25 protein-coding genes are annotated in these 20,558 nt (G+C 61.8%); 6 read left to right on the top strand and 19 right to left on the bottom strand.

Annotation, left to right across the window (positions count from 1 at the left end; genetic code table 11):
• The first annotated feature begins 82 nt into the window (after positions 1-82).
• Positions 83-1,135 carry a hypothetical protein gene (locus ACK41V_RS02415; protein WP_409777297.1) on the top strand — a complete coding sequence of 351 codons (1,053 nt, stop codon included), beginning with the start codon at positions 83-85 and terminating at the stop codon, positions 1,133-1,135.
• Positions 1,136-1,180: 45 nt separating this feature from the next.
• Here the strand turns inward: ACK41V_RS02415 and cutA are convergent, their stop codons facing one another.
• Positions 1,181-1,531 (bottom strand): divalent-cation tolerance protein CutA, encoded by a 351-nt coding sequence (gene cutA / locus ACK41V_RS02410; protein WP_409777294.1) that lies wholly within the window; start codon positions 1,529-1,531, stop codon positions 1,181-1,183.
• Positions 1,532-1,773: 242 nt separating this feature from the next.
• On the opposite strand from cutA, the gene rpoH reads away from it, so the two are divergent.
• On the top strand, positions 1,774-2,715 hold the full coding sequence (gene rpoH, locus ACK41V_RS02405; protein ID WP_409777291.1) for an RNA polymerase sigma factor RpoH: 942 nt from the start codon (positions 1,774-1,776) through the stop codon (positions 2,713-2,715).
• Positions 2,716-2,852: 137 nt separating this feature from the next.
• Entirely contained in the window at positions 2,853-3,872 is a 1,020-nt protein-coding gene (locus ACK41V_RS02400; RefSeq protein WP_409777288.1) for a Bug family tripartite tricarboxylate transporter substrate binding protein, read from the top strand.
• Positions 3,873-3,973: 101 nt separating this feature from the next.
• Here the strand turns inward: ACK41V_RS02400 and ACK41V_RS02395 are convergent, their stop codons facing one another.
• The 5 genes from ACK41V_RS02395 to ACK41V_RS02375 are packed head-to-tail and all read right to left on the bottom strand — an operon-like array spanning position 3,974 to position 8,134.
• Positions 3,974-4,585: an SCO family protein gene (locus ACK41V_RS02395; protein WP_409777285.1), complete on the bottom strand. Its 612-nt coding sequence runs from the start codon at positions 4,583-4,585 to the stop codon at positions 3,974-3,976.
• A 4-nt stretch (positions 4,586-4,589) separates the two neighbouring features.
• The gene (cyoE, locus tag ACK41V_RS02390; RefSeq protein WP_409777282.1) at positions 4,590-5,489 is read right to left on the bottom strand and encodes a heme o synthase; all 900 of its coding nucleotides are present in this window, start codon (positions 5,487-5,489) and stop codon (positions 4,590-4,592) included.
• Positions 5,486-6,667: a COX15/CtaA family protein gene (locus ACK41V_RS02385; RefSeq protein ID WP_409777279.1), complete on the bottom strand. Its 1,182-nt coding sequence runs from the start codon at positions 6,665-6,667 to the stop codon at positions 5,486-5,488. The genes cyoE and ACK41V_RS02385 overlap by 4 nt, the downstream gene beginning before the upstream one ends.
• Complete coding sequence (locus ACK41V_RS02380) at positions 6,664-7,407, bottom strand: SCO family protein (RefSeq protein WP_409777276.1); 744 nt, start codon at positions 7,405-7,407, stop codon at positions 6,664-6,666. The genes ACK41V_RS02385 and ACK41V_RS02380 overlap by 4 nt, the downstream gene beginning before the upstream one ends.
• A complete protein-coding gene (locus ACK41V_RS02375) occupies positions 7,349-8,134 on the bottom strand; it encodes an SURF1 family protein (protein WP_409777273.1) in 786 nt (261 codons plus the stop codon). Before ACK41V_RS02375 ends, ACK41V_RS02380 begins: the two co-directional genes overlap by 59 nt.
• Before the next feature lie 15 nt (positions 8,135-8,149).
• Between ACK41V_RS02375 and ACK41V_RS02370 the strand changes: the two genes are divergently transcribed.
• A complete protein-coding gene (locus tag ACK41V_RS02370) occupies positions 8,150-8,371 on the top strand; it encodes a twin transmembrane helix small protein (protein ID WP_409777270.1) in 222 nt (73 codons plus the stop codon).
• Between the two features lie 127 nt (positions 8,372-8,498).
• On the opposite strand, the gene ACK41V_RS02365 is transcribed toward ACK41V_RS02370, so the two are convergent.
• The 8 genes from ACK41V_RS02365 to ACK41V_RS02330 form a co-directional block, all read right to left on the bottom strand.
• Positions 8,499-9,380 (bottom strand): cytochrome c oxidase subunit 3, encoded by an 882-nt coding sequence (locus tag ACK41V_RS02365; protein ID WP_409777267.1) that lies wholly within the window; start codon positions 9,378-9,380, stop codon positions 8,499-8,501.
• 155 nt (positions 9,381-9,535) lie between these two features.
• A complete protein-coding gene (locus tag ACK41V_RS02360) occupies positions 9,536-9,760 on the bottom strand; it encodes a DUF2970 domain-containing protein (protein ID WP_409777264.1) in 225 nt (74 codons plus the stop codon).
• Positions 9,760-10,392 (bottom strand): cytochrome c oxidase assembly protein, encoded by a 633-nt coding sequence (locus ACK41V_RS02355; protein WP_409777261.1) that lies wholly within the window; start codon positions 10,390-10,392, stop codon positions 9,760-9,762. The genes ACK41V_RS02360 and ACK41V_RS02355 overlap by 1 nt, the downstream gene beginning before the upstream one ends.
• Before the next feature lie 12 nt (positions 10,393-10,404).
• Positions 10,405-10,515, bottom strand: a complete 111-nt coding sequence (locus ACK41V_RS02350) for a cytochrome oxidase small assembly protein (RefSeq protein WP_409777332.1) — start codon at positions 10,513-10,515, stop codon at positions 10,405-10,407.
• A gap of 11 nt (positions 10,516-10,526) precedes the next feature.
• A complete protein-coding gene (gene ctaD / locus ACK41V_RS02345; protein ID WP_409777258.1) occupies positions 10,527-12,158 on the bottom strand; it encodes a cytochrome c oxidase subunit I in 1,632 nt (543 codons plus the stop codon).
• A 30-nt stretch (positions 12,159-12,188) separates the two neighbouring features.
• On the bottom strand, positions 12,189-13,358 hold the full coding sequence (gene coxB / locus ACK41V_RS02340; RefSeq protein ID WP_409777256.1) for a cytochrome c oxidase subunit II: 1,170 nt from the start codon (positions 13,356-13,358) through the stop codon (positions 12,189-12,191).
• A 59-nt stretch (positions 13,359-13,417) separates the two neighbouring features.
• Entirely contained in the window at positions 13,418-13,894 is a 477-nt protein-coding gene (locus tag ACK41V_RS02335) for a DUF2244 domain-containing protein (protein ID WP_409777253.1), read from the bottom strand.
• 152 nt (positions 13,895-14,046) lie between these two features.
• Entirely contained in the window at positions 14,047-14,949 is a 903-nt protein-coding gene (locus ACK41V_RS02330) for a biotin synthase (RefSeq protein ID WP_409777250.1), read from the bottom strand.
• A gap of 34 nt (positions 14,950-14,983) precedes the next feature.
• Between ACK41V_RS02330 and ACK41V_RS02325 the strand changes: the two genes are divergently transcribed.
• Together ACK41V_RS02325 and ACK41V_RS02320 are read left to right on the top strand one after the other, a co-directional pair.
• Positions 14,984-15,706 (top strand): ComF family protein, encoded by a 723-nt coding sequence (locus tag ACK41V_RS02325; protein WP_409777247.1) that lies wholly within the window; start codon positions 14,984-14,986, stop codon positions 15,704-15,706.
• 112 nt (positions 15,707-15,818) lie between these two features.
• Positions 15,819-16,346, top strand: a complete 528-nt coding sequence (locus ACK41V_RS02320) for a tRNA (cytidine(34)-2'-O)-methyltransferase (protein WP_409777244.1) — start codon at positions 15,819-15,821, stop codon at positions 16,344-16,346.
• Here the strand turns inward: ACK41V_RS02320 and ACK41V_RS02315 are convergent.
• The 5 genes from ACK41V_RS02315 to ACK41V_RS02295 form a co-directional block, all read right to left on the bottom strand.
• Entirely contained in the window at positions 16,339-17,277 is a 939-nt protein-coding gene (locus ACK41V_RS02315) for a LysR family transcriptional regulator (protein ID WP_409777241.1), read from the bottom strand. The genes ACK41V_RS02320 and ACK41V_RS02315 overlap by 8 nt on opposite strands.
• 166 nt (positions 17,278-17,443) lie before the next feature.
• Positions 17,444-17,908, bottom strand: a complete 465-nt coding sequence (locus tag ACK41V_RS02310) for a MaoC family dehydratase (protein ID WP_409777238.1) — start codon at positions 17,906-17,908, stop codon at positions 17,444-17,446.
• 108 nt (positions 17,909-18,016) lie between these two features.
• Positions 18,017-18,637 (bottom strand): AAA family ATPase, encoded by a 621-nt coding sequence (locus ACK41V_RS02305; RefSeq protein ID WP_409777235.1) that lies wholly within the window; start codon positions 18,635-18,637, stop codon positions 18,017-18,019.
• Positions 18,638-18,753: 116 nt separating this feature from the next.
• The gene (locus ACK41V_RS02300) at positions 18,754-19,392 is read right to left on the bottom strand and encodes a LysE family translocator (RefSeq protein WP_409777232.1); all 639 of its coding nucleotides are present in this window, start codon (positions 19,390-19,392) and stop codon (positions 18,754-18,756) included.
• Between the two features lie 366 nt (positions 19,393-19,758).
• Positions 19,759-20,151: a hypothetical protein gene (locus ACK41V_RS02295; RefSeq protein WP_409777229.1), complete on the bottom strand. Its 393-nt coding sequence runs from the start codon at positions 20,149-20,151 to the stop codon at positions 19,759-19,761.
• Positions 20,152-20,558 lie beyond the last annotated feature (407 nt).

The following is a 20,558-nucleotide window of genomic DNA, read 5'->3' as shown; positions in this document are numbered from 1 at the left end:
TGTCGAGACCTGGGCGCAATCAGTGCTCAAGGCACCACGCGGAGCTGCCGATAACGTGGGGTGGAAACCGGGGAGGTGTCCCATGCGCATTGAATCATCCGCCCTGCAGATGCAGGCACAGCACGCCGCCACGCGCGTGCACACCCAAACCAGCCGACTGGAAATGTGGGTGGGCGAGCGCCCCAACAACGCCGCGCCCCGACCGGGCCCGACAGCCCCAGCCGTGCAGATATCGAGCGCGGCGCGGCTGGCCCAGGCGGCGGCCCAATCCATAGAAGCGCCCCCCGAGCGGAGCCGTGACGAGGGGCTGACACCCCAGCTGGCGATGATTCGCGACCTGATCGAGCGCCTGACCGGCGTGTTGGTGCGCGTCTACACCGGCACCGAAGCCACGGCACCGCCCCCCACCGATCTGCCCCGCCAGCCCGCAGCGGCAAGCCAACCCGACCCATCGCCCCCGCGGGCGGGGTTTGGCCTCGTCTACGAACAGCGAGAGGTGATCGAAGAAACCGAGCGCACCCAGTTTGCTGCGGCAGGCACGGTGCGCACCGCGGACGGCCGCGAGATCGCGTTCACCTTGCAGCTGGACATGCAGCGCTACTACCGGCAAGAGTCATCGGTCAGCCTGCGGCTGGGGGACGCGGTGGCGGTGGACCCGCTGGTCATCAACTTTGACGGCACGGCCGCCCAGTTGCAGAACCTGCGCTTTGCCTTTGACCTGGACGGCGACGGCCAAACCGAAAACGTGCCCCTACTGGCAGGCAACCGGGGCTACCTGGCGCTGGACACCAACCAGAACAACCACATTGACAACGGACTGGAACTGTTTGGCCCGGGCACGGGCAACGGGTTTGCAGAACTGGCGCTCCATGACAGCGACCGCAACGGCTGGATTGATGAGGCAGATGCCGTCTACCAGCAACTGCGCGTGTGGACACCCAACGCGGATGGCACCGGCAGCCTCCAGACCCTGGCAGAACTGGGCGTTGGTGCCGTGCAGCTGTCGTCTGTGGCCACCCCGTTTGCACTGCGCACCGCAGACAACACCAGCCTGGGGGCCGTGCGCTCCACCAGCGTCTACCTGCGCGAGGACGGCGGTGTTGGCACCGTGCAGCAGATTGATCTGAGCGTTTAGGCCAATGCCAGCAGCGGGTGAGGAGGAGCCGCTACAGACAGCGCCTCAAACCAGCACCACGCCCGCATCGGCCATCTGCGCGTCCACCCAGGCGCAATATTCGACGGACGCCTGCGCGGTTTGCACCACCATTTGCGGCAGCGTGTAAGGGTGTTGGGCACGCAACAGTGCGAGCAGCGCAGGCACGGCACGCGGCATGGTCTTGCACACCACCCGCAGTTCACGGTCTTCCTGCAAAGCGCCTTGCCAGCGAAAGTAGGCCGTGATGGGCTCCACCTGCACACAGGCTGCCAGGCGCGCTTGCAAAACGGCCTGGGCCAACCGCCGGGCTTCGGGCTCGGTGGCCACCGTGGTGGTGACCAACTGGATATCGCGGAGGGCAATGGCGTCCGTCATGCGCGTCTCCCAAGGGCTGCGGGCACCGGAGTCTGCCATAGCCTTGGGCGCGGCGCCATCAGGAAACGACCGCCTATCACTACCAAATTGATAGCTACCTGCGCTTTATAGATAAGCGCTAGATGCCATTTTTATCTAAAATTCAGAAGTCCACAAAGTCCTACAACCCAACGGGAACTACGGCCTTAGCACTCGATCACAGAGAGTGCTAATATCATGGCTTAGAGGAAAGGATTCCCGGAATGAACATTCAATCTGGAACCGCGACGACGACTTTGGCACCCGCCAATCCCTGGGCGCTGGTGCCCCCCTTGGGCAACCTGGACGCCTACATTTCGGCCGTCAATCGCCTGCCCCTGCTCACGCACGAAGAAGAGCAGACCTACGCACGCCAGCTCAAAGACAACAACGATCTGGATTCTGCCGGTCGACTGGTGATGTCGCACCTGCGTCTGGTGGTGTCCATTGCACGCCAGTACCTCGGCTACGGTTTGCCCCATGGCGACCTGATCCAGGAAGGCAACGTCGGCCTGATGAAAGCCGTCAAGCGTTTTGACCCCGACCAGGGCGTGCGTCTGGTGAGCTACGCCATGCACTGGATCAAGGCCGAAATCCACGAATACATCCTGAAGAACTGGCGCATGGTCAAGGTGGCTACCACCAAGGCACAACGCAAGCTGTTCTTCAATCTGCGCTCCATGAAGCAGGGCTTCAAAGCCGATGCGGCCGCAGCCGACGCCGCCACGCACCGCGACACCTTGTCTGAGCGCGAGATCGACGCCGTGGCAGCGCAGCTCAATGTGAAGCGCGAAGAAGTCATCGAGATGGAAACCCGCATGTCCGGTGGCGATGTGCTGCTGGACCCCGCTCCATCGGACGATGGCGAGCAGGCCTTTGGCCCCATCGCCTATTTGGCGGACGCAGCCCACGAGCCCACCGCCATGATCGAGTCTCGCCAGCGCGATGCATTGGCCACGGATGGCATTGCCACCGCGCTCGACAGCCTGGACGACCGCAGCCGCCGCATCGTTGAAGAGCGCTGGCTCAAGGTCAATGATGACGGTTCGGGCGGCATGACGCTGCACGACCTGGCAGCCGTGTACGGCGTGAGCGCCGAACGCATCCGCCAGATCGAGGTGGCGGCCATGAAGAAGATGAAAAAGGCGCTGGCCGAGTTCGCCTGAGCTTGCGCGGGGGCGCGTTAATATCTCCCCTCTGCAGAAGTTGCCTCACAGGGCCCCAGTTCTGGGGCCCTGTGTCGTTATGGCCCTTGCATTTGCCCTTGCTGTAGGCCCGACTATTCCAAAGGAGACCTTCCCTCATGCCCCGCAACCTTTCGCGCCGCGCGTCCTTGCTGATCGCTTTGGCAGCCGCCTCCCCCTGGGCCCTGGCCCAGACCGCCAAGCCCGCCGCAGCCACCGCTGCCCCGCTGGCCTGGCCCACCAAGCCCATCAGGATCATCGTGGGGTTCCCGGCCGGAACCTCGCCCGACCTGACCGCACGCACGTTCTCGGAGCCGCTGTCCAAAGCCCTCGGACAGCCCGTGATCGTAGAAAACCGGGTGGGCGCTGGCGGCAATATCGGCGCTGATGTGGTGGCCAAGGCCCGCGATGACCACACCATCGGTTTGTTGATCAACGGCAACATGACCATTGCCAAGATGCTAAACCCGGCCGTGCCCTACGACCCGCTCAAGGACCTGGCCCCGCTGAGCCTGATCGGCACGTCGCCCCTGGTACTGACCGCCCCAATCAGCCAGCCTGGCGTACCCGCCAACGCCGATGCCCGCGAGTTCTTTGTGGCGGCGCGCAATGGGGGTGACAAGTGGAGCTATGGCACGCCTGGCGTGGGCACGGTGGGCCACATCGGCACCGAGCTGCTCAAGTCGCGCAGCAACATCAATCCCGTGCACATTCCCTATCCGGGCTACCCCGCCGTGGCCACCGCCATTTTGGGCGGCCAACTGCAGATGGCGCTGATGCCGCCCGCGCTGGCGCAAGCCCAAATCCGCGCAGGCAAACTGCGCGCCATTGGTGTCACATCCGCCGGGCGCAGCCCGCTGGCACCGGACATCCCGAGCCTGAGCGAAGCAGGGATTCGCGGATTCGACCTGGAGATCTGGAACGCATTTGCCGCACCATCCACCATGCCCAAACCCATCCAGGCCAAGCTGGCCGCGTTGATCAGTGAGATCGCTCGCAGCCAGGACGTGCGGGGCAAGCTGTTCCAGCAGGGCTGGCAAGTGGCGGGTACATCTCCCGAAGGTCTGGCCAACCGCATCAAGGCCGACACCGCCCTGCTGGGTGGCGTGATTGCCATGCGCGGCATCAAAGCCGAATAAGTGGGTGTCCCATCGCTTGCCCTGCGCTTTTGCAGTGGCGGGCGATGCTCCCACGGAGTTCGTGGGCTAGCGTTTCAGCAGGGCGAGCCCAGCGTTCAGGTTCAGCCCGCTTCGGCCAGCAAGGCCTTCACATCGGACGCCAAGGCCTGGACACCGCTGCCGTAGCGGTTGTACACACGCAGACGGCCCGCCGGGTCGTAAACGTAGCTACCGGCCGAATGGTCCATGGTGTAGCTGGTGGGCGTCTTGCCATCGACCTTCTTGTAGTAGATCTTGAAGTCCTTGGCGACGGCTGCCAGCTGTGCGGGCGTACCCGACAAGGCCAGAAAGCTGGGATCAAAGTTGGCCATGTAGGCCTTTAGCACTTCGGGCGTGTCGCGTTCGGGGTCGACGGTCACAAAGATGCCCTGTAGACGGTCGCCATCCTTGCCCAGCATCTTCTTCACTTCCGCCAGCTCTTGCATCGACGTGGGGCAAACGTCCGGGCACTGCGTAAAGCCAAAGAACACCACCACCACCTTGCCGACAAAGTCCTTGATGTGCCGTTCTTGGCCGTTTTGATCGGTCAGGGGGAGGTCGCGCGCGTACTCGGCACCGGTGATGTCCACACCCCGAAACTCTGCCTTTTTCTCAGAGCATGCAGTAAAAAGGCCTGCAGCGCTTATGGATAAAGCGCTGACAGCTATTATTTTAAGAGCATTTCTTTTGAGCATGTTTTTACAGCACGTAGTGGTCTACCAAAAGAGCGGCGAACAGCACGCTCAGATGGATGAGAGAGAAACGAAAGGTCTTGCGCGCCAGCGCGTCAGAGTAGTTACGCCACAGCGCAAAGCCATAGCCACAAAAGCCTGCACTCAGCGCCACGGCGGCGGCCAGATAGATCCACGAACTCATGCCGTACACAAACGGCATCAGGCAGCCAGCAAAGAGGATGAGCGTGTACAAGAAAACCTGCAAACGGGTGAACTCGTTGCCGTGGGTGACCGGCAGCATGGGCAGGCCAGACTTGCGGTAATCCTCCACCCGATACAGCGCCAGCGCCCAGAAGTGAGGCGGCGTCCACAAAAAGATGATGAGGAACAGGATCAACGCCTCGGGGCCTACGTCGTTGGTCATCGCGGCCCAACCCAGTACGGGCGGCATGGCGCCCGATGCACCGCCGATCACGATGTTCTGCGGCGTGAGCGGCTTGAGGATGACGGTGTACACCACGGCATACCCCACAAACGTGGCAAATGTGAGCCACATCGTGAGCGGGTTGACCCAGAAGTACAACAAGACCGAGCCCGCCACGCCCAGCACGGCCGAGAACAGCAGCGTTTGCACGTTGGACAGCTCGCCCTTGGCGGTGGGGCGCCAGGCGGTGCGCTTCATCTTGGCGTCAATGCCCTGCTCCACGATGCAGTTGAAGGCGGCAGCGGCTCCGGCTACCAGCCACACGCCGACACAGGCCAAGGCCATGAGGCCCAGTTGCGGCCCCGAAGGCAGCCCGGGCACCGCCAGCACCATGCCGATCAGTGCGCAAAAAACAATGAGCTGCACCACACGCGGCTTGGTCAGCGCATAAAACTGCAGCACGCGCGACGGCGGCGAAACGAGGGAGGGGGCAACACTCATGCAGACACTCTCGAAGCGCGCGGGGGCGCAGAAAACTCTTGGGGCGCGGTCGCCGCGCGGCTGGACACCAGGGCCCAGGTCAACACCACCACCAGGGCCGCTGCGCCGCCGGTGTGCAGCACGGCGGCCACCAAAGGCCAGTCCAGCACCACGTTAGACAAACCTGTGACCAATTGCGCCAGCGTCAGCACCAGCAACCAGCGCGCCGGAACCGGCAGCACCGCGGCCTTGCGCAGCCGCCACACCAGCGCCAGCAGCGCCGCGAGCACAACGTACGCCATCAGCCGGTGCACGTAGTGAATGGCAGTGAGGCCTGCAAAACTAATGTGGCTGCCGTCCTGCAACATGCCCAGCTTTCGCCACACCTGGAAACCTTGGGCAAAGTCCATGGCAGGCCACCAACTGCCTTGGCAGGTGGGGAAGGTCGTGCAGGCCAACACGGCATAGTTGGTACTGACCCACCCCCCCAGCACCACCTGCAGCGCAACCAGAATACCCGTCCAGATCAAGCCACTGCGCAGCGCAGGCGAAAGGCGTACCGGCAACTTGCCCTGCGCCCAGTGCGTGTGGCGCACGGCCGGCACACACAGCAGCGCCAGCAAGACCAGCCCACCGATCAGGTGCAGGGTGACGATGGCGGGAAAGAGCTTCATGGTCACCGTAAGGGCACCAAACGCTCCTTGCAGGCACACCCAGAACAAAGTGAACGTTGCCCACCACGGGCTGATCGGCGGCGCCTCGGCCAAACCACGGCGTGCACGCCGGTGCTGCAGCCACGAGGTCACCGTCAGAACAATGATGAGCACGCCGACACCCGTGGCAAGGTAGCGGTGGATCATCTCCACCCAGGCTTTGCCGTGGGTCACTGGGCCTGTCGGCATGGCCTCTTGGGCAGCAGAAATTTCGGCACGTGCGCCCACAGGGCTGGCGTTACCGTAACAACCTGGCCAATCGGGGCACCCGAGACCCGAGTCGGTCAGGCGGGTGAAGGCGCCGAACAGCACCAGGTCAAAGGTGAGAAACAGCGTCAGCACGGTCAGCGCCTGCAGCCGCCGCATGGGTGAGCTGCGCCGGTTGCGCAGCCAGACCCAGGCCAGCGGGCCCAGCGCAATCACCACGCCAAGCAGCATGAGTCGGGCCAGCGGTGCCAGGTCGTACAAAGGCTGTGCGTCCATCATGGTTTGCCGGGCCGCCCAGCATCGTCCCAGGATGAGGACGCGCGCAGCAGACGCTCCAGGTCACGTTTGGCCTTGGCGGCGCCTGCCGTGTCCATCGCGGCAGGAAACCGCATCATCCAGTTGCCCATCGGGTCGACCACATACAGGTGCTCGGCCAGCTGGCGACCCGCTTCGGGCGCCAGCCAGGCATTCAACGCAGTGGCATCGGCCCGCAGCACGGTGGCTTTTTGCAGGGCGGTGGCCAGCTCAGGCGGCGGGGTGGCAGCGTCGCTCACCAACCACACCCAGTCGATGCGGTCCTTTTCTTTGCCCAGACTTTCACGCAACTGGCGCTGCAGGTACAAGTGCTTCTGGCAGGCGGCATCGCAGTCGCCACCGGCCACACTCACCAACAGCCACTGCCCTTTGAGCGAAGCCAAAGGGACGGCGGTGCCGTCTAGAGCCGTCGCAGTGAGGTCGGGCAGGGAGCGCTGCGGCTGGATCAGTTCGCCATAGTTGCGTCGGCCATCAGGGCGCACCACGTAATACGTGAAGTACGAAGCAATCACGGGCGCTGCGCAGATGAGTAGCACGCCCAGCATCTTCCAGCGGCCATGCCGCGCACGCTGCGCTGTGGCGACAGCCTCTCCAGCCGCAGGCAGCGTATGCACGGTCAGGCCGAGCGGATGCTCTCCGCCGGACTCAGGCGGCAGGCTGGCTGCGTGGGCGAATGAACCGTCGGACGATTTGGAACCAGACATAGAGAAGTGCAATCAGGCCGCTAAGCCCGAACCATTGAAATGCGTAACCATAGTGTTTGTCGACACCTGCGCCCACCACAGGCCAGTCGCGTTGCAGGCCTTCGCCCGCGGTGTCGTCGCGGCCTGTTTGCAGCACCGTGAGATGGGCAAGCGCTAAACCGGTCTCGGTGCGAAATGCAGCCAAGTCGAGATTTTGCCGGATGCGGGAAGACCCCTGGGCGCTATCGCCCCCTCCCTCGAACTCGTAGAGCCGCGATGGTGCTGGGGCCACGCGGCCTTCTACCCGCACCATCCTCTCGGGTGTCTGCACCGGAGGAAGCTGCGTGCGGTCTTGAAAATTGCGAGGTGCCCAGCCCCGCTGCACGAGCACAACGCCCTCCTGGCCACTTAATTGCAAAGGCGTGAGGACAAAAAAACCAGGGCGGCCCTGCATCTGGCGGTTGTCCAGGTAAACGGTGTGGGCTGGAAGCCACCGGCCTTGCAACACCACAGTGCGGTGCACCAGGGCATGGGGCGTTTTGTCGGTAGACGTTTTGGCGCCGAGCAGCTCCGTGTCGCTGATGGCGGGCATGGCGGCCCGCGCGTCCAGCGTGGCTTGCAGCGATTCTTTTTCGGCTGCGCGCGACAGCTGCCACCGCCCCAGCGAGGCGGTGATGAGCACTCCCGCCACGGCAGCGACCGCAATCAACCAAAACCGCAACCCTGCCGCACCTTGAAAGCTTGTCACGGGATAATGTGCTCCATGAAATACCTCGTTGTGATGGCGTTCATTGCCATTCTGGCCAGCCTGGCTTCGGCCTTGTTCTTCATGATGCGCAACGGCAAGAACGACAAGGCCAAGGGCAACCACATGGCCAAAGCGCTTGCTGTTCGCGTTGGGTTGTCCGTGGTGCTGTTTGTGTGCATCTTGATTGCCTGGCAACTTGGCTACATCCAGCCCACTGGATTGCCTGCCAGTCGGTAATTCCGTCCGCCCACGCCGGGGCGCAATTGAAGCGCCATCCGAGGACCGCTTACAAAACGGCAAACCCTGCAAACCCCAACAAAAAAAGCGCCGCGAGGCGCTTTTTCTTTGGGCGCACTGCTGCGGCTTACATCCAGTAAACCAGCACGTACAGGCCGAGCCAGACCACGTCCACGAAGTGCCAGTACCAGGCGGCACCTTCAAAACCGAAGTGCTTGTCGGCTGTGAAGTGGCCTTTTTGTAGACGCAGAGTGATGACGAGCAACATCAACATGCCGAGGAACACGTGGAAGCCGTGAAACCCGGTCAGCATGAAGAAGGTAGAGCCGAACACGCCCGAGTTGAGCTTGAGGTTTAGGTCGGTGTACAGGTGGTAGTACTCGTAGCCCTGCACCAGCAAGAAGACGAAGCCCAGCAGAACAGTGGCCCACATGAAGGCAATCGTCTTGCCACGGTGGTTTTCACGCAGTGCATGGTGGGCAATGGTCAACGTCACGCCCGACGTCAGGAGCAGCGCGGTATTGATGGTAGGCAGCCAGAAGGGGCCGACCGTCTGGAAGGGCTCGACGATGCCTGCAGGCGAGGCAGTGACACCGGCTGCCAAACTAGGCCACACGGCCTTGAAGTCAGGCCACAGCAAGGCGTTTTCGAGGCTGCCAAGCGCGGGGACCGAGTGCGACCGCGCCCACCACAACGCAGTGAAGAACGCACCGAAGAACATTACTTCCGAGAAGATGAACCAGCTCATGCTCCAGCGGTACGACAGGTCGATCTTGTGACCATACAGGCCGCCTTCGCTCTCGCGGACCGCGTCGCCGAACCATTGGTATAGCGTGAAGAGCCACCACACCATTCCCAGGGCCAGCGAATACTTGCCCCAGTCGTGGCCATTGATCCATTGGCCTGCGCCCAGAATCACAAAGAACAGACCGGCCGCCGCCATCACCGGGTGACGCGACTCCGCCGGCACGTAGTAGTAGGGGGTTCCGCCGTGGGTTGATGCACTCATTTCAGCTCCTGACTCTCAAAATCTTTTGTTTTCAGCTTTGTCATGACTTACGCAAAACAGACCCAGGCAAGTCGCCTGCCACACGGCACATGCCGTTGAGGATCACTATTTGCGTAAGTCCTACTAATTCGGTACGTGTACCAACAACAACCAACTCACACTATCCAGTTGACCAGCCCGATAAGGCCAATCACCAGCAAAAATACCGCGATCAATCCCACCACGATGATGTGCAGCGGGTTGAGCTTTTCGACATCTTGCTGATATTCGCTGCCCTTGCGCAAGCCAATCAGCGACCATGCCACCGCACGCACCGTGCGCAGCAACGAGCCATTGCGCTCGTGCGGCTTAGGTAAGGGTTGTCCAGAGGGCGTATTCATCATGAACCCGCCTTTTGCACCGGAACCAAAGGCAATGTCAGATCCACCGCAGCAGTGGATTCGGGGGCGGGAGGCGTCTTGCCACCCACTTCGAAAAATGTGTACGACAGCGTGATGGTGGTCACGTCCTTGGACAGTCGCGGGTCGATCACGAACGCCACCGGCCATTCCTTCTTTTCACCGGGCTCCAGCACATACTGGTTGAAGCAAAAACACTCCAGCTTGTTGAAGTGCGCTGCGGCCTGACGCGGTGCATAGCTTGGAATCGCCTGGGCAGCCATGCGGCGGTTCTGTATGTTCTGAAACTCGTACATCACCGTCGTCAGCTCACCCGGGTGCACCTGAACCGACCGTTGTGCGGGCTTGAAGTCCCACGGTCCGCGCGCGTTCGCATCGAACTCCACGGTGATCGTGCGTGACCTGTCCACCTGCGTGTTCGCAGGCACTTTCACATCCTTGCCCGCCACGCCGTTGCCGGGCACCTGCCGCTCGGAGAGCGACAGGATGTTGATGCCTGTCATTTCACAGATGTGCTTGTAGATAGGAATCAGCACATAGCCAAAGGCGAACATGCCAGCCGCAATCACGACCAGCTTGCCGACCATCTTGGCGTTTTCGCGGTGCAGGCTCATGGCAGGCGTGGCTCAGCGGGACAGCATCAGCACCTTGACCATGAACCCGACAAAGAACACCACTGCGACGGACGCCAGTATCAGCGCCATCCGCAGGTTGCTCTTTTTTTGTTCGGGTGTCATCGCCATGGTGTTCAACCAATCACGCGGGTGGCCGTAGCGTCCAGCTTGGGTGGGTTTTCAAAGGTGTGGAACGGTGCTGGGGACGGGACTTCCCACTCCAGACCCTCGGCGCCATCCCAGGGCTTGGCAGCAGCCTTTTCGCCCTTGCCACGCATGGCAGGAATGATCACCGCGACAAAGAAGTACACCTGCGCCAGGCCAAAACCAAACGCGCCCACCGAAGCGATGGCGTTGAAATCAGCAAACTGCATGGGGTAGTCGGCGTAGCGACGGGGCATGCCGGCCAGACCCAGGAAGTGCATCGGGAAGAAGGTGATGTTGAAGAAGATCAGCGACGACCAGAAGTGAATCTGGCCACGCGTTTCAGAGTACATCACGCCCGTCCACTTGGGCAGCCAGTAGTACACGCCAGCGAACATCGAGAACAGCGAGCCGGCCACCAGCACGTAGTGGAAGTGGGCCACCACGTAGTAGGTGTCCTGCAGCTGGATGTCGATAGGCGCCATGGCCAGAATCAGGCCCGTGAAACCACCCATTGTGAACACGAAGATGAAGCCCACAGCAAACAGCATGGGGGTTTCAAACGTCATGGAGCCGCGCCACATGGTGGCAATCCAGTTGAAGATCTTCACGGCCGTGGGCACGGAGATCAGCATGGTGGCGTACATGAAGAACAGCTGACCGGTCACGGGCATGCCGGTCGTGAACATGTGGTGGGCCCACACGATGAACGACAAGATAGCGATGGACGAGGTGGCATACACCATGGAGGCGTAGCCGAACAGCTTCTTGCGGGCAAACGCAGGCACGATCTGGCTCACGATGCCGAAGGCCGGCAAGATCATGATGTACACCTCGGGGTGGCCGAAGAACCAGAAGATGTGCTGGTACATCACCGGGTCACCGCCGCCAGCGGGGTTGAAGAAGCTGGTGCCGAAGTGGCGGTCCGTCAGCGTCATGGTGATGGCGCCAGCCAACACAGGCATCACGGCGATCAGCAGGTAGGCGGTGATGAGCCAGGTCCAGGCAAACATGGGCATCTTCATCAGCGTCATGCCGGGGGCGCGCATATTGAGGATGGTCACGATGATGTTGATCGAGCCCATGATGGACGAAGCGCCCAGGATGTGCATGGCGAAGATGCCGGCATCCATGGAGGGGCCCATCTGCAGCGTCAGCGGTGCGTACAGCGTCCAGCCGGCGGCGGGTGCGCCACCAGGCATAAAGAACGAGCCCACCAGCATCGCTGCGGCAGGAATCATCAGCCAGAAGCTGAAGTTGTTCATGCGTGCGAAAGCCATGTCGGATGCGCCGATCTGCAGTGGGATCATCCAGTTCGCAAAGCCCACGAAGGCCGGCATGATGGCGCCAAACACCATGATCAGACCGTGCATGGTGGTCAGCTGGTTGAACAGCTCAGGGTTCACCAATTGAAGGCCAGGCTGGAACAGCTCGGCACGGATCAGCAGCGCCAGGACGCCCCCAACCATCAGCATGGTGAAAGCGAACAGCAGGTACAGGGTACCGATGTCCTTGTGGTTGGTGGCATACACCCAGCGGCGCCAGCCGGTGGGACCATGGTGGCCATGGTCGTCGTGTGCGTGGTCGCCACCGTGCCCGTGATTGTCGAGAACTGCGCTCATTGTGAATTCCTCAATACGATGGGGCGGTGATTACTTGCCACGCTGGGCGACGACTTCAGCTGGCTGTACCAGCTGACCGGTCTTGTTGGACCACGAATTCTTGGTGTAGGTTGCCACCGCCGCGATGTCGGTATCGCTCAGTTGGGCCCAAGCGGGCATCGCGCCATTGGCCGCACCCTTGAGCAAGATCTGAATCTGCTTGGCATGGTCGGCATCCAGCACCACGGCCGAGGCGTCCAGCGGTTTGATCGGCCCCGCGCCCTTGCCATTGGCCTGGTGACATGCTGCGCAATTGGCTGCATAGACCTTTTCGCCACGCTGCACCAGGTCGCCCAGTGCCCACACCTTGCTGGGATCATCCAGCTTGGCAGCAGCGATTTTTTTCTGTTCAGCCACCCAGGTGGTGTAGTCCTCGCCAGACACAACCTTCACATGGATAGGCATGTAGGCGTGCTCCTTGCCGCACAGCTCGGCGCACTGACCGTAGTAGTCACCAATCTTCTCGGCGCGGAACCACGTGTCGCGCACAAAACCAGGAATCGCATCCTGCTTGATACCGAAGGCAGGCACCATGAAGGCATGGATCACGTCATTGGCGGTGGTGATGATGCGAATCTTCTTGCCTACCGGCACCACCATGGGGTTATCTACCTTCAGCAGGTAGTTGGCAGGCGCATCCTTGACGTTGCCGCTGTCGGACATGACACGGTGGCTACTGTCCAAAGTGGAGATAAAGCCGATGCCTTCGCCTTCACCGGTGATGTAGTCGTAACCCCACTTCCACTGGTAGCCGGTGGTTTTGATGGTCACATCCGCATTGGTGGTGTCCTTCTGGGCCACCAGCACCTTGGTGGCGGGCAGTGCCATCAGGATCACGATGACGAAGGGAACAATGGTCCACACCACTTCCACGGTCACAGACTCATGGAAGTTGGCTGACTTGGCACCCTTGGCGCGGCGATGTTTCCAGATGGAATAGAACATCACGGAGAACACTGCAACAAAGATCACCGTGCAGATGACCAGCATCATCCAGTGCAGAAAATGCTGTTCTTCGGCGATTTTGGTCACCGGAGGATGCAGGTTCAGCTGGTTGACTGCGGGGCCTCCAGGCAGGTCCTGAACGGCATGGGCTGCGGAGCCCACCCATGCACCGGCAGTCAGCAGCAGAGAAGCCAGCTTGTTGGAAATGCTCTTCATAGTTCTCACTTACTTCTAAGCCTCAATTTAACCAATCCCTTTCGCGCGTCTGCGTGGGGTCAGACTGCGCGCAAGGCCATGCGGATCTCCGATGCCAGGGCCGGTCGAAGTTCGGGGCGCACGTAGCGCCCCACTTCTACCGAGCGGCCCTGCGCAGACAGCGTGATCAGCGAACGGTCTCCGGTCTTGGGTTCGACTCGAACCCGGCTCCGGTCAAACTCGGCGCGCTCCAGTTTGCCTGCTGTCTCCAGTTCCACCACAAGGCGTGAACCCTGCAATGAAATCCTTTCGCCATCCGCCGCATGGCGACCGTACATGGCGAATGCAATTCCTACCGCCACAATTTCCAGGCACGCAAATGGCATGACCAGACGGGCACCGAGCATCCAGAAGAATGTCGCGATACCTAACGAGACCACACACAGCGACAAATACATCCACCCCAATTGCGTCGGAGTGACCGAACAATTGCGGATGAGACGCCAGTCAATGCGTTGACCCGACACCGTGGCAAAACGAAAAACCAAGCCCGTCACCAGAAGTGCTCACAAGACTGCTGGCTGCACTGTGTGTCATGCGCTTGGCGTGACAGGCGCAGCCTACAAAGTTGCGCGGGAAGATGCCCGAAATCTCAATAACCTTGAATTGTAGCGTGCCTTGTTCCATGTCATTGACACGCCGTTACAGCCTAGCGCTCCTTGCCACCCTGGCGCAACAGAGCGCGCATGTCCTGCAGCGACACTGCACTGCTCGAACTTACCCGCACCCGCGGCGCAGGCTTGAAGGCGTGACCATAAATGATCTCGAAAGTCAGTGCCAACTGACCTGCGTTTTCAGGGTCCGCCAGTCGATCCGATAACGCTTGATAGAGCGTCTCGCGCCAGCGCCGACCGCGCAATGCGGGAAAGCGATCAGGGTGCAGATTGCAGCCCAGCTCGCGCAGCTCCTGCACCAGCCGCTCGGGCGTCGCAAAAGTCAGCGTAATGCGCTCCATGTCCATCACCGGCTCGGCAAAACCGGCATGCACCAGCATGTCGCCCCAGTCATGCATGTCGGTAAAGGAATGCCCTGCCGGGGGCCAGCCCAGGGCCGCGTACACCCCATGCAACTCCCGCAGGGTGTCTGGACCCAGGCACGAAAACATCAGGTACCCGTCCACCCCCAGCGCCCGGTGCCACTGCGTGATCAGAGCCTGCGGGTCAGCCGCGGTGTGCAGCGCCATGTTGGCCCACAACATCTGCACACTGGCATCCGCAGGCAAACCAAACTGTGGGCTGGCAGCGCTCCAACGGACGGGGCTCCACCAGGGCTTGGCCAGCGCCTGTTGTGCAACGGCCTCGCAATGGGCGGCGGATTCGTAGATTTGGCTGCGCGCCTTGGGGTAGCGAGCGCTTACCAGCGCATGGCCTTGCAGTCCACCACGCACCATGTCCCAGTCGCCCCAGGCCTGTGGGGCCTCGCGAATCCACTGCAGGCGTTCTTCCATGCGGCGGGCCACCTCTTCGTGCAGCCAGGGAGAAAGCGCAGGAGCGCCAGCGTGCCAGCGCGCGGCCGCAACGGGATCGATGGTGGGGGGACGCTCGGAAGACATGGCAATCAGGAATGAGGCGCGAGTATATTGACTCATGCTCTTCAAGGCTTTGCCAAGGATTTCGCACTCGTTCCACGCCCTGGTGTCGCGGGTGCCCAGCCAGTGCGACGTGTGCCATGCTTGGCCCGCGCAGCGGGTGTGCAATGCCTGCGTGGCGCGGTTTGCGCAGCCCGCCACCCGGTGCGAGCGATGCGCTTTGCGCGTGCCCGCGGGGGTTGCCGTGTGTGGCGCCTGCCTGCGCAACCCACCCGCACTGGACGCATGCCTGGCCGCGGTGGACTATGCCTACCCCTGGGCCGACGCGCTGGCCCAGTTCAAATTTCGGGGTGACCCGGGCTGGACCGACACTCTGGCCACGCTGCTGCGCTGCACCCCGTGGGTAGAGCCCGCCCTCGAAGCCGCGGACATCGTGTTGCCCGTGCCCCTTTCCAACGAGCGCCTGCGTGCACGCGGGTTTAACCAGTCTGCGCTGCTCGCGCAAAGGCTTTCGGCCTCCAAGACCCATACGCGCATCTTGCTGCGCCTGCACGCCACCGAAGCCCAAAGTGCCCTGCCCCGTGCGCAGCGCCTGCGCAATCTGCGCGGCGCGTTTGCGGTGGAGCCCCTGCACGCGGCTGCGCTGCACGGCCAGCGGGTGGTACTGGTAGACGACGTGATGACCACGGGCGCAACGCTGGAGGCGGCAGCACTGCCGCTGCGGCAAGCCGGTGTCGCCCACATCACAGCCATCCTGCTGGCGCGCACTGGGCTCGACTAGCCCCTGCAAGCCACTGTGCGGCGTTTGTAGCGCCGTTCTTGCCCGTCTGAGCGGGATACTTTTGTTTACGAGCGGTTGCTTATCTCACAGTTCAGGAGATGACAATAGCGCCATGTTCCATATCGTCCTCGTCGAACCCGAGATCCCACCGAACACGGGCAATGTGATTCGCCTGGCGGCCAACACGGGTTGTACCTTGCACCTCATCGAGCCCCTGGGGTTCTCAATGGAAGATCGGCAAATGCGCCGTGCGGGGCTTGACTACCATGAGTACGCCCAGGTTCAGCGCCACTCCGGCTGGACCGCCTTTTTGCGGGACGCCCAACCCGACCCCGCCCGCATGTTTGCCATGACCACCCACGGCTCGCAGCCCGTGCACTCCACCTGCTTTCTGCCGGGTGACTGGATGGTGTTTGGCGCCGAGACACGCGGGCTGCCGCCCGAGCTGCGGGACAGCTTCCCGCCTGCACAGCGCCTGCGACTGCCCATGGTGGCGGGTCAGCGCAGTCTGAACTTGTCCAACGCCGTGGCGGTGACCGTGTTCGAGGCGTGGCGCCAGAACAGTTTTGCCATGCCCGACGGCGAAGTGATGGTCGAACCCGAAGGCACCATCATCAGCGGGTTCGCGCAGCTCAACTGACCTGCGGCCGCTGCTCCGCCATCGCCAGCGGAACCTGCTCTGTCAAGAAATCCAGAAACACCTTGGTGCGCGCTGGCAGCATGCGCCCTGAAGGCAAAGCGGCATAAATCGTGTAACGAGAAAATATCCAGCTGGGCAAAATATGCACCAGCTCACCCCGTGCCAAATGGTCTTCGGCCAACAGGCGCGAGGTGACCACCACCCCCATCCCATCGACCGCCGCACGCATGAGCAACTCGGTACTGACCGACTGCAGCACCGGAGACACGTCGATATCCTCATCAGGCACCAAGGGCAGCAGCGACTGCAAGCGCAGCTTGCGGCCCGGCACCATGGCGCGAACGGGCGCACTCGAATCACGCAAGTGGTCGTGTTTTGCAAGATCCTGCGGCTCACGCGGAATGCCCCGGCGCTCCAGATAGCCGGGCGCTGCCACCACGATGGCCTCTCCCTGCAACAAGGGGCGGGCCACGATGTTCGCGTCATAGTCTTCGCCCGCCACCATGATGGTGACGTCGAACTCATCCACGCGGCTTGATGCGAACGAATCCACACACACATCCAGCATCACCTTGGGGTGGCGGGCGTGCCAGATGGACACCATGGGCGCCAGAAAATTGGTGGCCAGCACCGGTGCCGCCACGATGCGGATCGTGCCGCGCAGGTCGCGCGTGCTGGCCGCAGCGGCCGCTTCGGCATCATCAATCTCATGCAGGATGGCCCGCACGCGCTGCAGATAGGCATCGCCCGCGTCCGTCAACGCCAGTTTGCGGGTGGTGCGTTGCAGTAGGCGCGTGCCCAGGTGCTGCTCCAGCTCGGCCACCATGCGGGTGACCACGGGGGGCGACATGTCCATGGCGCGGGCGGCTGCGGCAAAGCCGCCCTCTTCCACCACGCGCTCGAAAATTTTCATGGCTTGCAGGCGGTCCATGGTCAGTTCCCCCGCCCAGCCATGCTCACAGCAGGCGGCAACCACCGCCCCTCTCCCCTCGCGGGAGAGAGGCCGGGGGAGAGGGGGCTGCAACTCACGCTCAGTGCCTGTACAACCCCTCTCCCCGACCCTCTCCCGCAAGGGGAGAGGGAGTGAGACAGCGCTTTTACGCAGGAGCGCCGAAATTTCGTGACAACGATTCCGCCACGCACGCCGGCTTGTCGCTGCCCTCGCGCTCCACCGTCACCAGCCAGGTCATCTGCATGCCATCGGGCGCGATCGGCTCGGCGGCCTGCAGCGTCAGGCGTGCGCGCAAGCGGCTGCCCACCGGCACGGGGGAGGTAAAACGCACGCGGTTCAGGCCGTAGTTCACGCCCATGCGCGCGCCCTCGATGGTCAGGCCCGTCTCGAAAAACTGCGGAATCAGCGACAGCGTGAGAAACCCATGCGCAATCGGCGCGCCAAACGGCCCGGCCTTGGCCCGTTCGGGATCCACATGGATCCACTGGTGGTCGCCCGTGGCCTGGGCAAACAGGTTGACCTGTTCCTGCGTGATGGTGATCCAGTCGGTCACAGCGACCTCTTGACCCACGCAGGCGCTGACTTCGGAATAAGAGCGGAAGATTTTCATCGTCGCAATGTAGCCCCGCAACTTTGCGCGCCTTGTCTGCCGGGTGACAGGTGTTTTCCCTTGGGTTCTGCTGCGTCACGGTGTCCTTCACATCATCCTTTTTGTTCGTCACGCATTCAGCCACGTACCAATCTCTTGCCACTGCTCCAGGTCCCGCGCCACGCGGCCAGGCGCCACGTCAAACAACGTGAGGCCATGCGCCGCCAGGTGGATGTAGTTCTGCGTATCGCGCACGTAGCCCAGCACCGGAAACCCCAGGCTGTCCACAAAGTGGTGCAGTTGCTCGGCCGCCTTGGTGCGCGCGTCCACGCGCATGCCCACGATGCCGATCTGCACCCCTTCAGCGCGGCGGTGCTCGGCCAGCTGGTCCAGAAAACTGCGCGTGGCAAAGATGTCGAACACGCTGGGCTGCAGCGGCACGATGATCTTGTCGGCCAGCTTCAGCACGTCGTTCAGGCGCCAGCCGTGCAGCCCGGCGGGCGTGTCCAGCACCGCGTGCGTGGTGCCCTTGGGCGGGCGGCTGATCACGTCCGAGCTGATGCCATCCCAGGCGCCAATGGGGCGCGCAGCGGGAGGGCGCAGGCCCAGCCAGAGCCGGGCGGACTCCTGCCGGTCGGTGTCGCCCAGGATCACGGGGTGCCCCTGGCTGGCGTAGTAGCCCGCAATGTTGGTGGACAGCGTGGACTTGCCCACGCCGCCTTTGGGATTGGCGACAACAACGACTGGCATGACAACCTCCTTGGAATCTACGAACCCATGAAAATACAAGCCAAATTGGCCTCTAGCGCTTATGTATCAAGCGCTAGCAGCTATCAAATTAAAAGCAACATCCAACTACGAGCGCATCAAGCGTGCTGCCCGCCGCGCTTGACGAAAAACAGCCCCGCGCCCACCGCCATCAGCAAACCGCCAAACACGCGATTCTGCGCACGCACCGCACGCGCACTGCGCATCAGGCGGCGCAGCGCGCTGGCCCCCGCAGCGTAGCCGTGCATCACCACCACGTCCACCGCCACCGTAGTGGCGGCCATCACCAGCAGTTGTGTCCACAGCGGGCGCGTGTCGGTCATGAACTGGGGCAACACGGCCACCATGAAAATGATGCCCTTGGGGTTGGTGGCGTTGGTCAAAAAGCCCGTGAGGCAGCGCTTTTGCCACGTGCCCGCCGGTGCCGCTTCGTCACCTTGAACGGGCGATGCATCGCCCGCGCGCCACTGGTTGAAACCCACATAAATCAGATAACAAGCGCCCAGCACCTTGACGACGCTGAAAGCCAGCTCGGACGCCAGCAGCAGCGAACCCACGCCCGCCCCGGCAATCAACAAGATCAGCAGCAGGCCCAGTTGCAGGCCCAAGATAGTGGCCCCGGTCTTGCGCACGCCAAACGACAGCCCATGGCTCATCGACAACACCGCCCCCGAGCCCGGCGACACCGCAATCAGGCACGACGCCGCGAAAAAAGCCAGCCAAGTCTGCAAGTCCATGAAACACCGTGCCTGTGAGCGGGAAGAGGGGGACGCATCTTAGCAATGGCGGTGGGGTCGCGACGAATTTCAAGCCAAATTGGGCTCTAGCGCTTGTTAGCAAAGCGCCAGAAGCTATCAAATTTGCAGCATTCCTGCTGCAGCCTGTATGGATGCCACGTTGGAGTTTGGGGAGTGGGAGAGGAACTGTCGGGGTGGGACTGCGTAACGCGCTTCATAAATTGGAAAGTACCCCAAAAGCGGCTTCGGAAAGAAGCACTCGCCGGCGCGCTTGAGGCACAAAGTTATTGCTGCGCAGCGGGCATGGCTTACCTCGGCGGCAGCGCTTCCGAGCTGGCAGGTGCTATGCCGGCGCGGCCCCAGAACTCAACATATCGCCGCAAGCGTTTCGGCCTCTTCCTGCGTCAACCCGAGTCCTGCAGCCATTAGATGCTCAACTGATACGTCATTGATCATCGGCTGAATTTTCCTCAGCTTCTTTATTGCATCGGCATCAAGCTTCAGCAGGGCTAACACGCTCTTGAAAGCCATGAAGTACCTTGGGGCGTGCTCTGCCATGCTCCTGAGCACAAATTCAGCAGCTTCGTCACCATAGTCCGCTGAAACGACCATCACCGAAAAATAAGTCGAGACGCCCTCGTTGAGCACAGTTGTCTGCGGCGTAGCAGGATCGTCAGGATCAACTGACGGATACAAGAGATGACAGACCTCATGAGACAGCTGAAAATCTCGTTGCACATTATCGTCAAGAGCCCGCATGCTCAATGCGATCTGGACCGAGTTTGTCTCGGGCGCGTAGTAGAGATGCGGAGGATGATCGCGGAATATGACCCCCGCATACTTCCATTACGACGTCATTGGCCCAAACATCTGTTCAGCGCATTTAAGTAGTTGAGCTGCTCTCTCGCTCGCAGCGACTAATTTTTCTTGCATTTGGAAGCGCAGCTCCAACGGTTAAGCGAAACAAAGCGGAATGTTTTGGACACAATTTCCCTTGTTCAAAGCTGGCGTACATGTCGTGAAAAAGTGCATGAAGCACTTGCATCCACGGCACTTGCCACCCAAGAGATACCCAACTATAGCGGCCACAAGACAGACTACGCAGGTGCACCGGCGTCTGCACAAAGAGTACAAAACACTCTCAAAACACAGAATCAAACAAGAAC

Origin of the sequence: Acidovorax sp. (genome assembly GCF_046291265.1) — a bacterium.
In the GTDB taxonomy this organism is placed as follows: domain Bacteria; phylum Pseudomonadota; class Gammaproteobacteria; order Burkholderiales; family Burkholderiaceae_C; genus Acidovorax.
The sequence above is the reverse complement of the archived record's forward strand: the minus strand, read 5'-3'. Positions and strand labels throughout refer to the sequence as shown.

What these genes read in the sequence shown, in the direction of transcription:
- cyoE (WP_409777282.1), bottom strand. Translation starts at nt 5,489, where the DNA reads ATGAGTGTTGCCCCCTCCCTCGTTTCGCCGCCGTCGCGCGTGCTGCAG.
- ACK41V_RS02395 (WP_409777285.1), bottom strand. Translation starts at nt 4,585, where the DNA reads ATGCTCAAAAGAAATGCTCTTAAAATAATAGCTGTCAGCGCTTTATCC.
- rpoH (WP_409777291.1), top strand. Translation starts at nt 1,774, where the DNA reads ATGAACATTCAATCTGGAACCGCGACGACGACTTTGGCACCCGCCAAT.
- ACK41V_RS02320 (WP_409777244.1), top strand. Translation starts at nt 15,819, where the DNA reads ATGTTCCATATCGTCCTCGTCGAACCCGAGATCCCACCGAACACGGGC.
- coxB (WP_409777256.1), bottom strand. Translation starts at nt 13,358, where the DNA reads ATGAAGAGCATTTCCAACAAGCTGGCTTCTCTGCTGCTGACTGCCGGT.
- ACK41V_RS02310 (WP_409777238.1), bottom strand. Translation starts at nt 17,908, where the DNA reads ATGAAAATCTTCCGCTCTTATTCCGAAGTCAGCGCCTGCGTGGGTCAA.
- ACK41V_RS02385 (WP_409777279.1), bottom strand. Translation starts at nt 6,667, where the DNA reads ATGATGGACGCACAGCCTTTGTACGACCTGGCACCGCTGGCCCGACTC.
- ACK41V_RS02400 (WP_409777288.1), top strand. Translation starts at nt 2,853, where the DNA reads ATGCCCCGCAACCTTTCGCGCCGCGCGTCCTTGCTGATCGCTTTGGCA.
- ACK41V_RS02365 (WP_409777267.1), bottom strand. Translation starts at nt 9,380, where the DNA reads ATGAGTGCATCAACCCACGGCGGAACCCCCTACTACTACGTGCCGGCG.
- ACK41V_RS02295 (WP_409777229.1), bottom strand. Translation starts at nt 20,151, where the DNA reads ATGCGGGCTCTTGACGATAATGTGCAACGAGATTTTCAGCTGTCTCAT.
- ACK41V_RS02325 (WP_409777247.1), top strand. Translation starts at nt 14,984, where the DNA reads ATGCTCTTCAAGGCTTTGCCAAGGATTTCGCACTCGTTCCACGCCCTG.
- cutA (WP_409777294.1), bottom strand. Translation starts at nt 1,531, where the DNA reads ATGACGGACGCCATTGCCCTCCGCGATATCCAGTTGGTCACCACCACG.
- ACK41V_RS02330 (WP_409777250.1), bottom strand. Translation starts at nt 14,949, where the DNA reads ATGTCTTCCGAGCGTCCCCCCACCATCGATCCCGTTGCGGCCGCGCGC.
- ACK41V_RS02350 (WP_409777332.1), bottom strand. Translation starts at nt 10,515, where the DNA reads ATGACACCCGAACAAAAAAAGAGCAACCTGCGGATGGCGCTGATACTG.
- ACK41V_RS02315 (WP_409777241.1), bottom strand. Translation starts at nt 17,277, where the DNA reads ATGGACCGCCTGCAAGCCATGAAAATTTTCGAGCGCGTGGTGGAAGAG.
- ctaD (WP_409777258.1), bottom strand. Translation starts at nt 12,158, where the DNA reads ATGAGCGCAGTTCTCGACAATCACGGGCACGGTGGCGACCACGCACAC.
- ACK41V_RS02300 (WP_409777232.1), bottom strand. Translation starts at nt 19,392, where the DNA reads ATGGACTTGCAGACTTGGCTGGCTTTTTTCGCGGCGTCGTGCCTGATT.
- ACK41V_RS02415 (WP_409777297.1), top strand. Translation starts at nt 83, where the DNA reads ATGCGCATTGAATCATCCGCCCTGCAGATGCAGGCACAGCACGCCGCC.
- ACK41V_RS02355 (WP_409777261.1), bottom strand. Translation starts at nt 10,392, where the DNA reads ATGAGCCTGCACCGCGAAAACGCCAAGATGGTCGGCAAGCTGGTCGTG.
- ACK41V_RS02370 (WP_409777270.1), top strand. Translation starts at nt 8,150, where the DNA reads ATGAAATACCTCGTTGTGATGGCGTTCATTGCCATTCTGGCCAGCCTG.
- ACK41V_RS02305 (WP_409777235.1), bottom strand. Translation starts at nt 18,637, where the DNA reads ATGCCAGTCGTTGTTGTCGCCAATCCCAAAGGCGGCGTGGGCAAGTCC.
- ACK41V_RS02380 (WP_409777276.1), bottom strand. Translation starts at nt 7,407, where the DNA reads ATGTCTGGTTCCAAATCGTCCGACGGTTCATTCGCCCACGCAGCCAGC.
- ACK41V_RS02360 (WP_409777264.1), bottom strand. Translation starts at nt 9,760, where the DNA reads ATGAATACGCCCTCTGGACAACCCTTACCTAAGCCGCACGAGCGCAAT.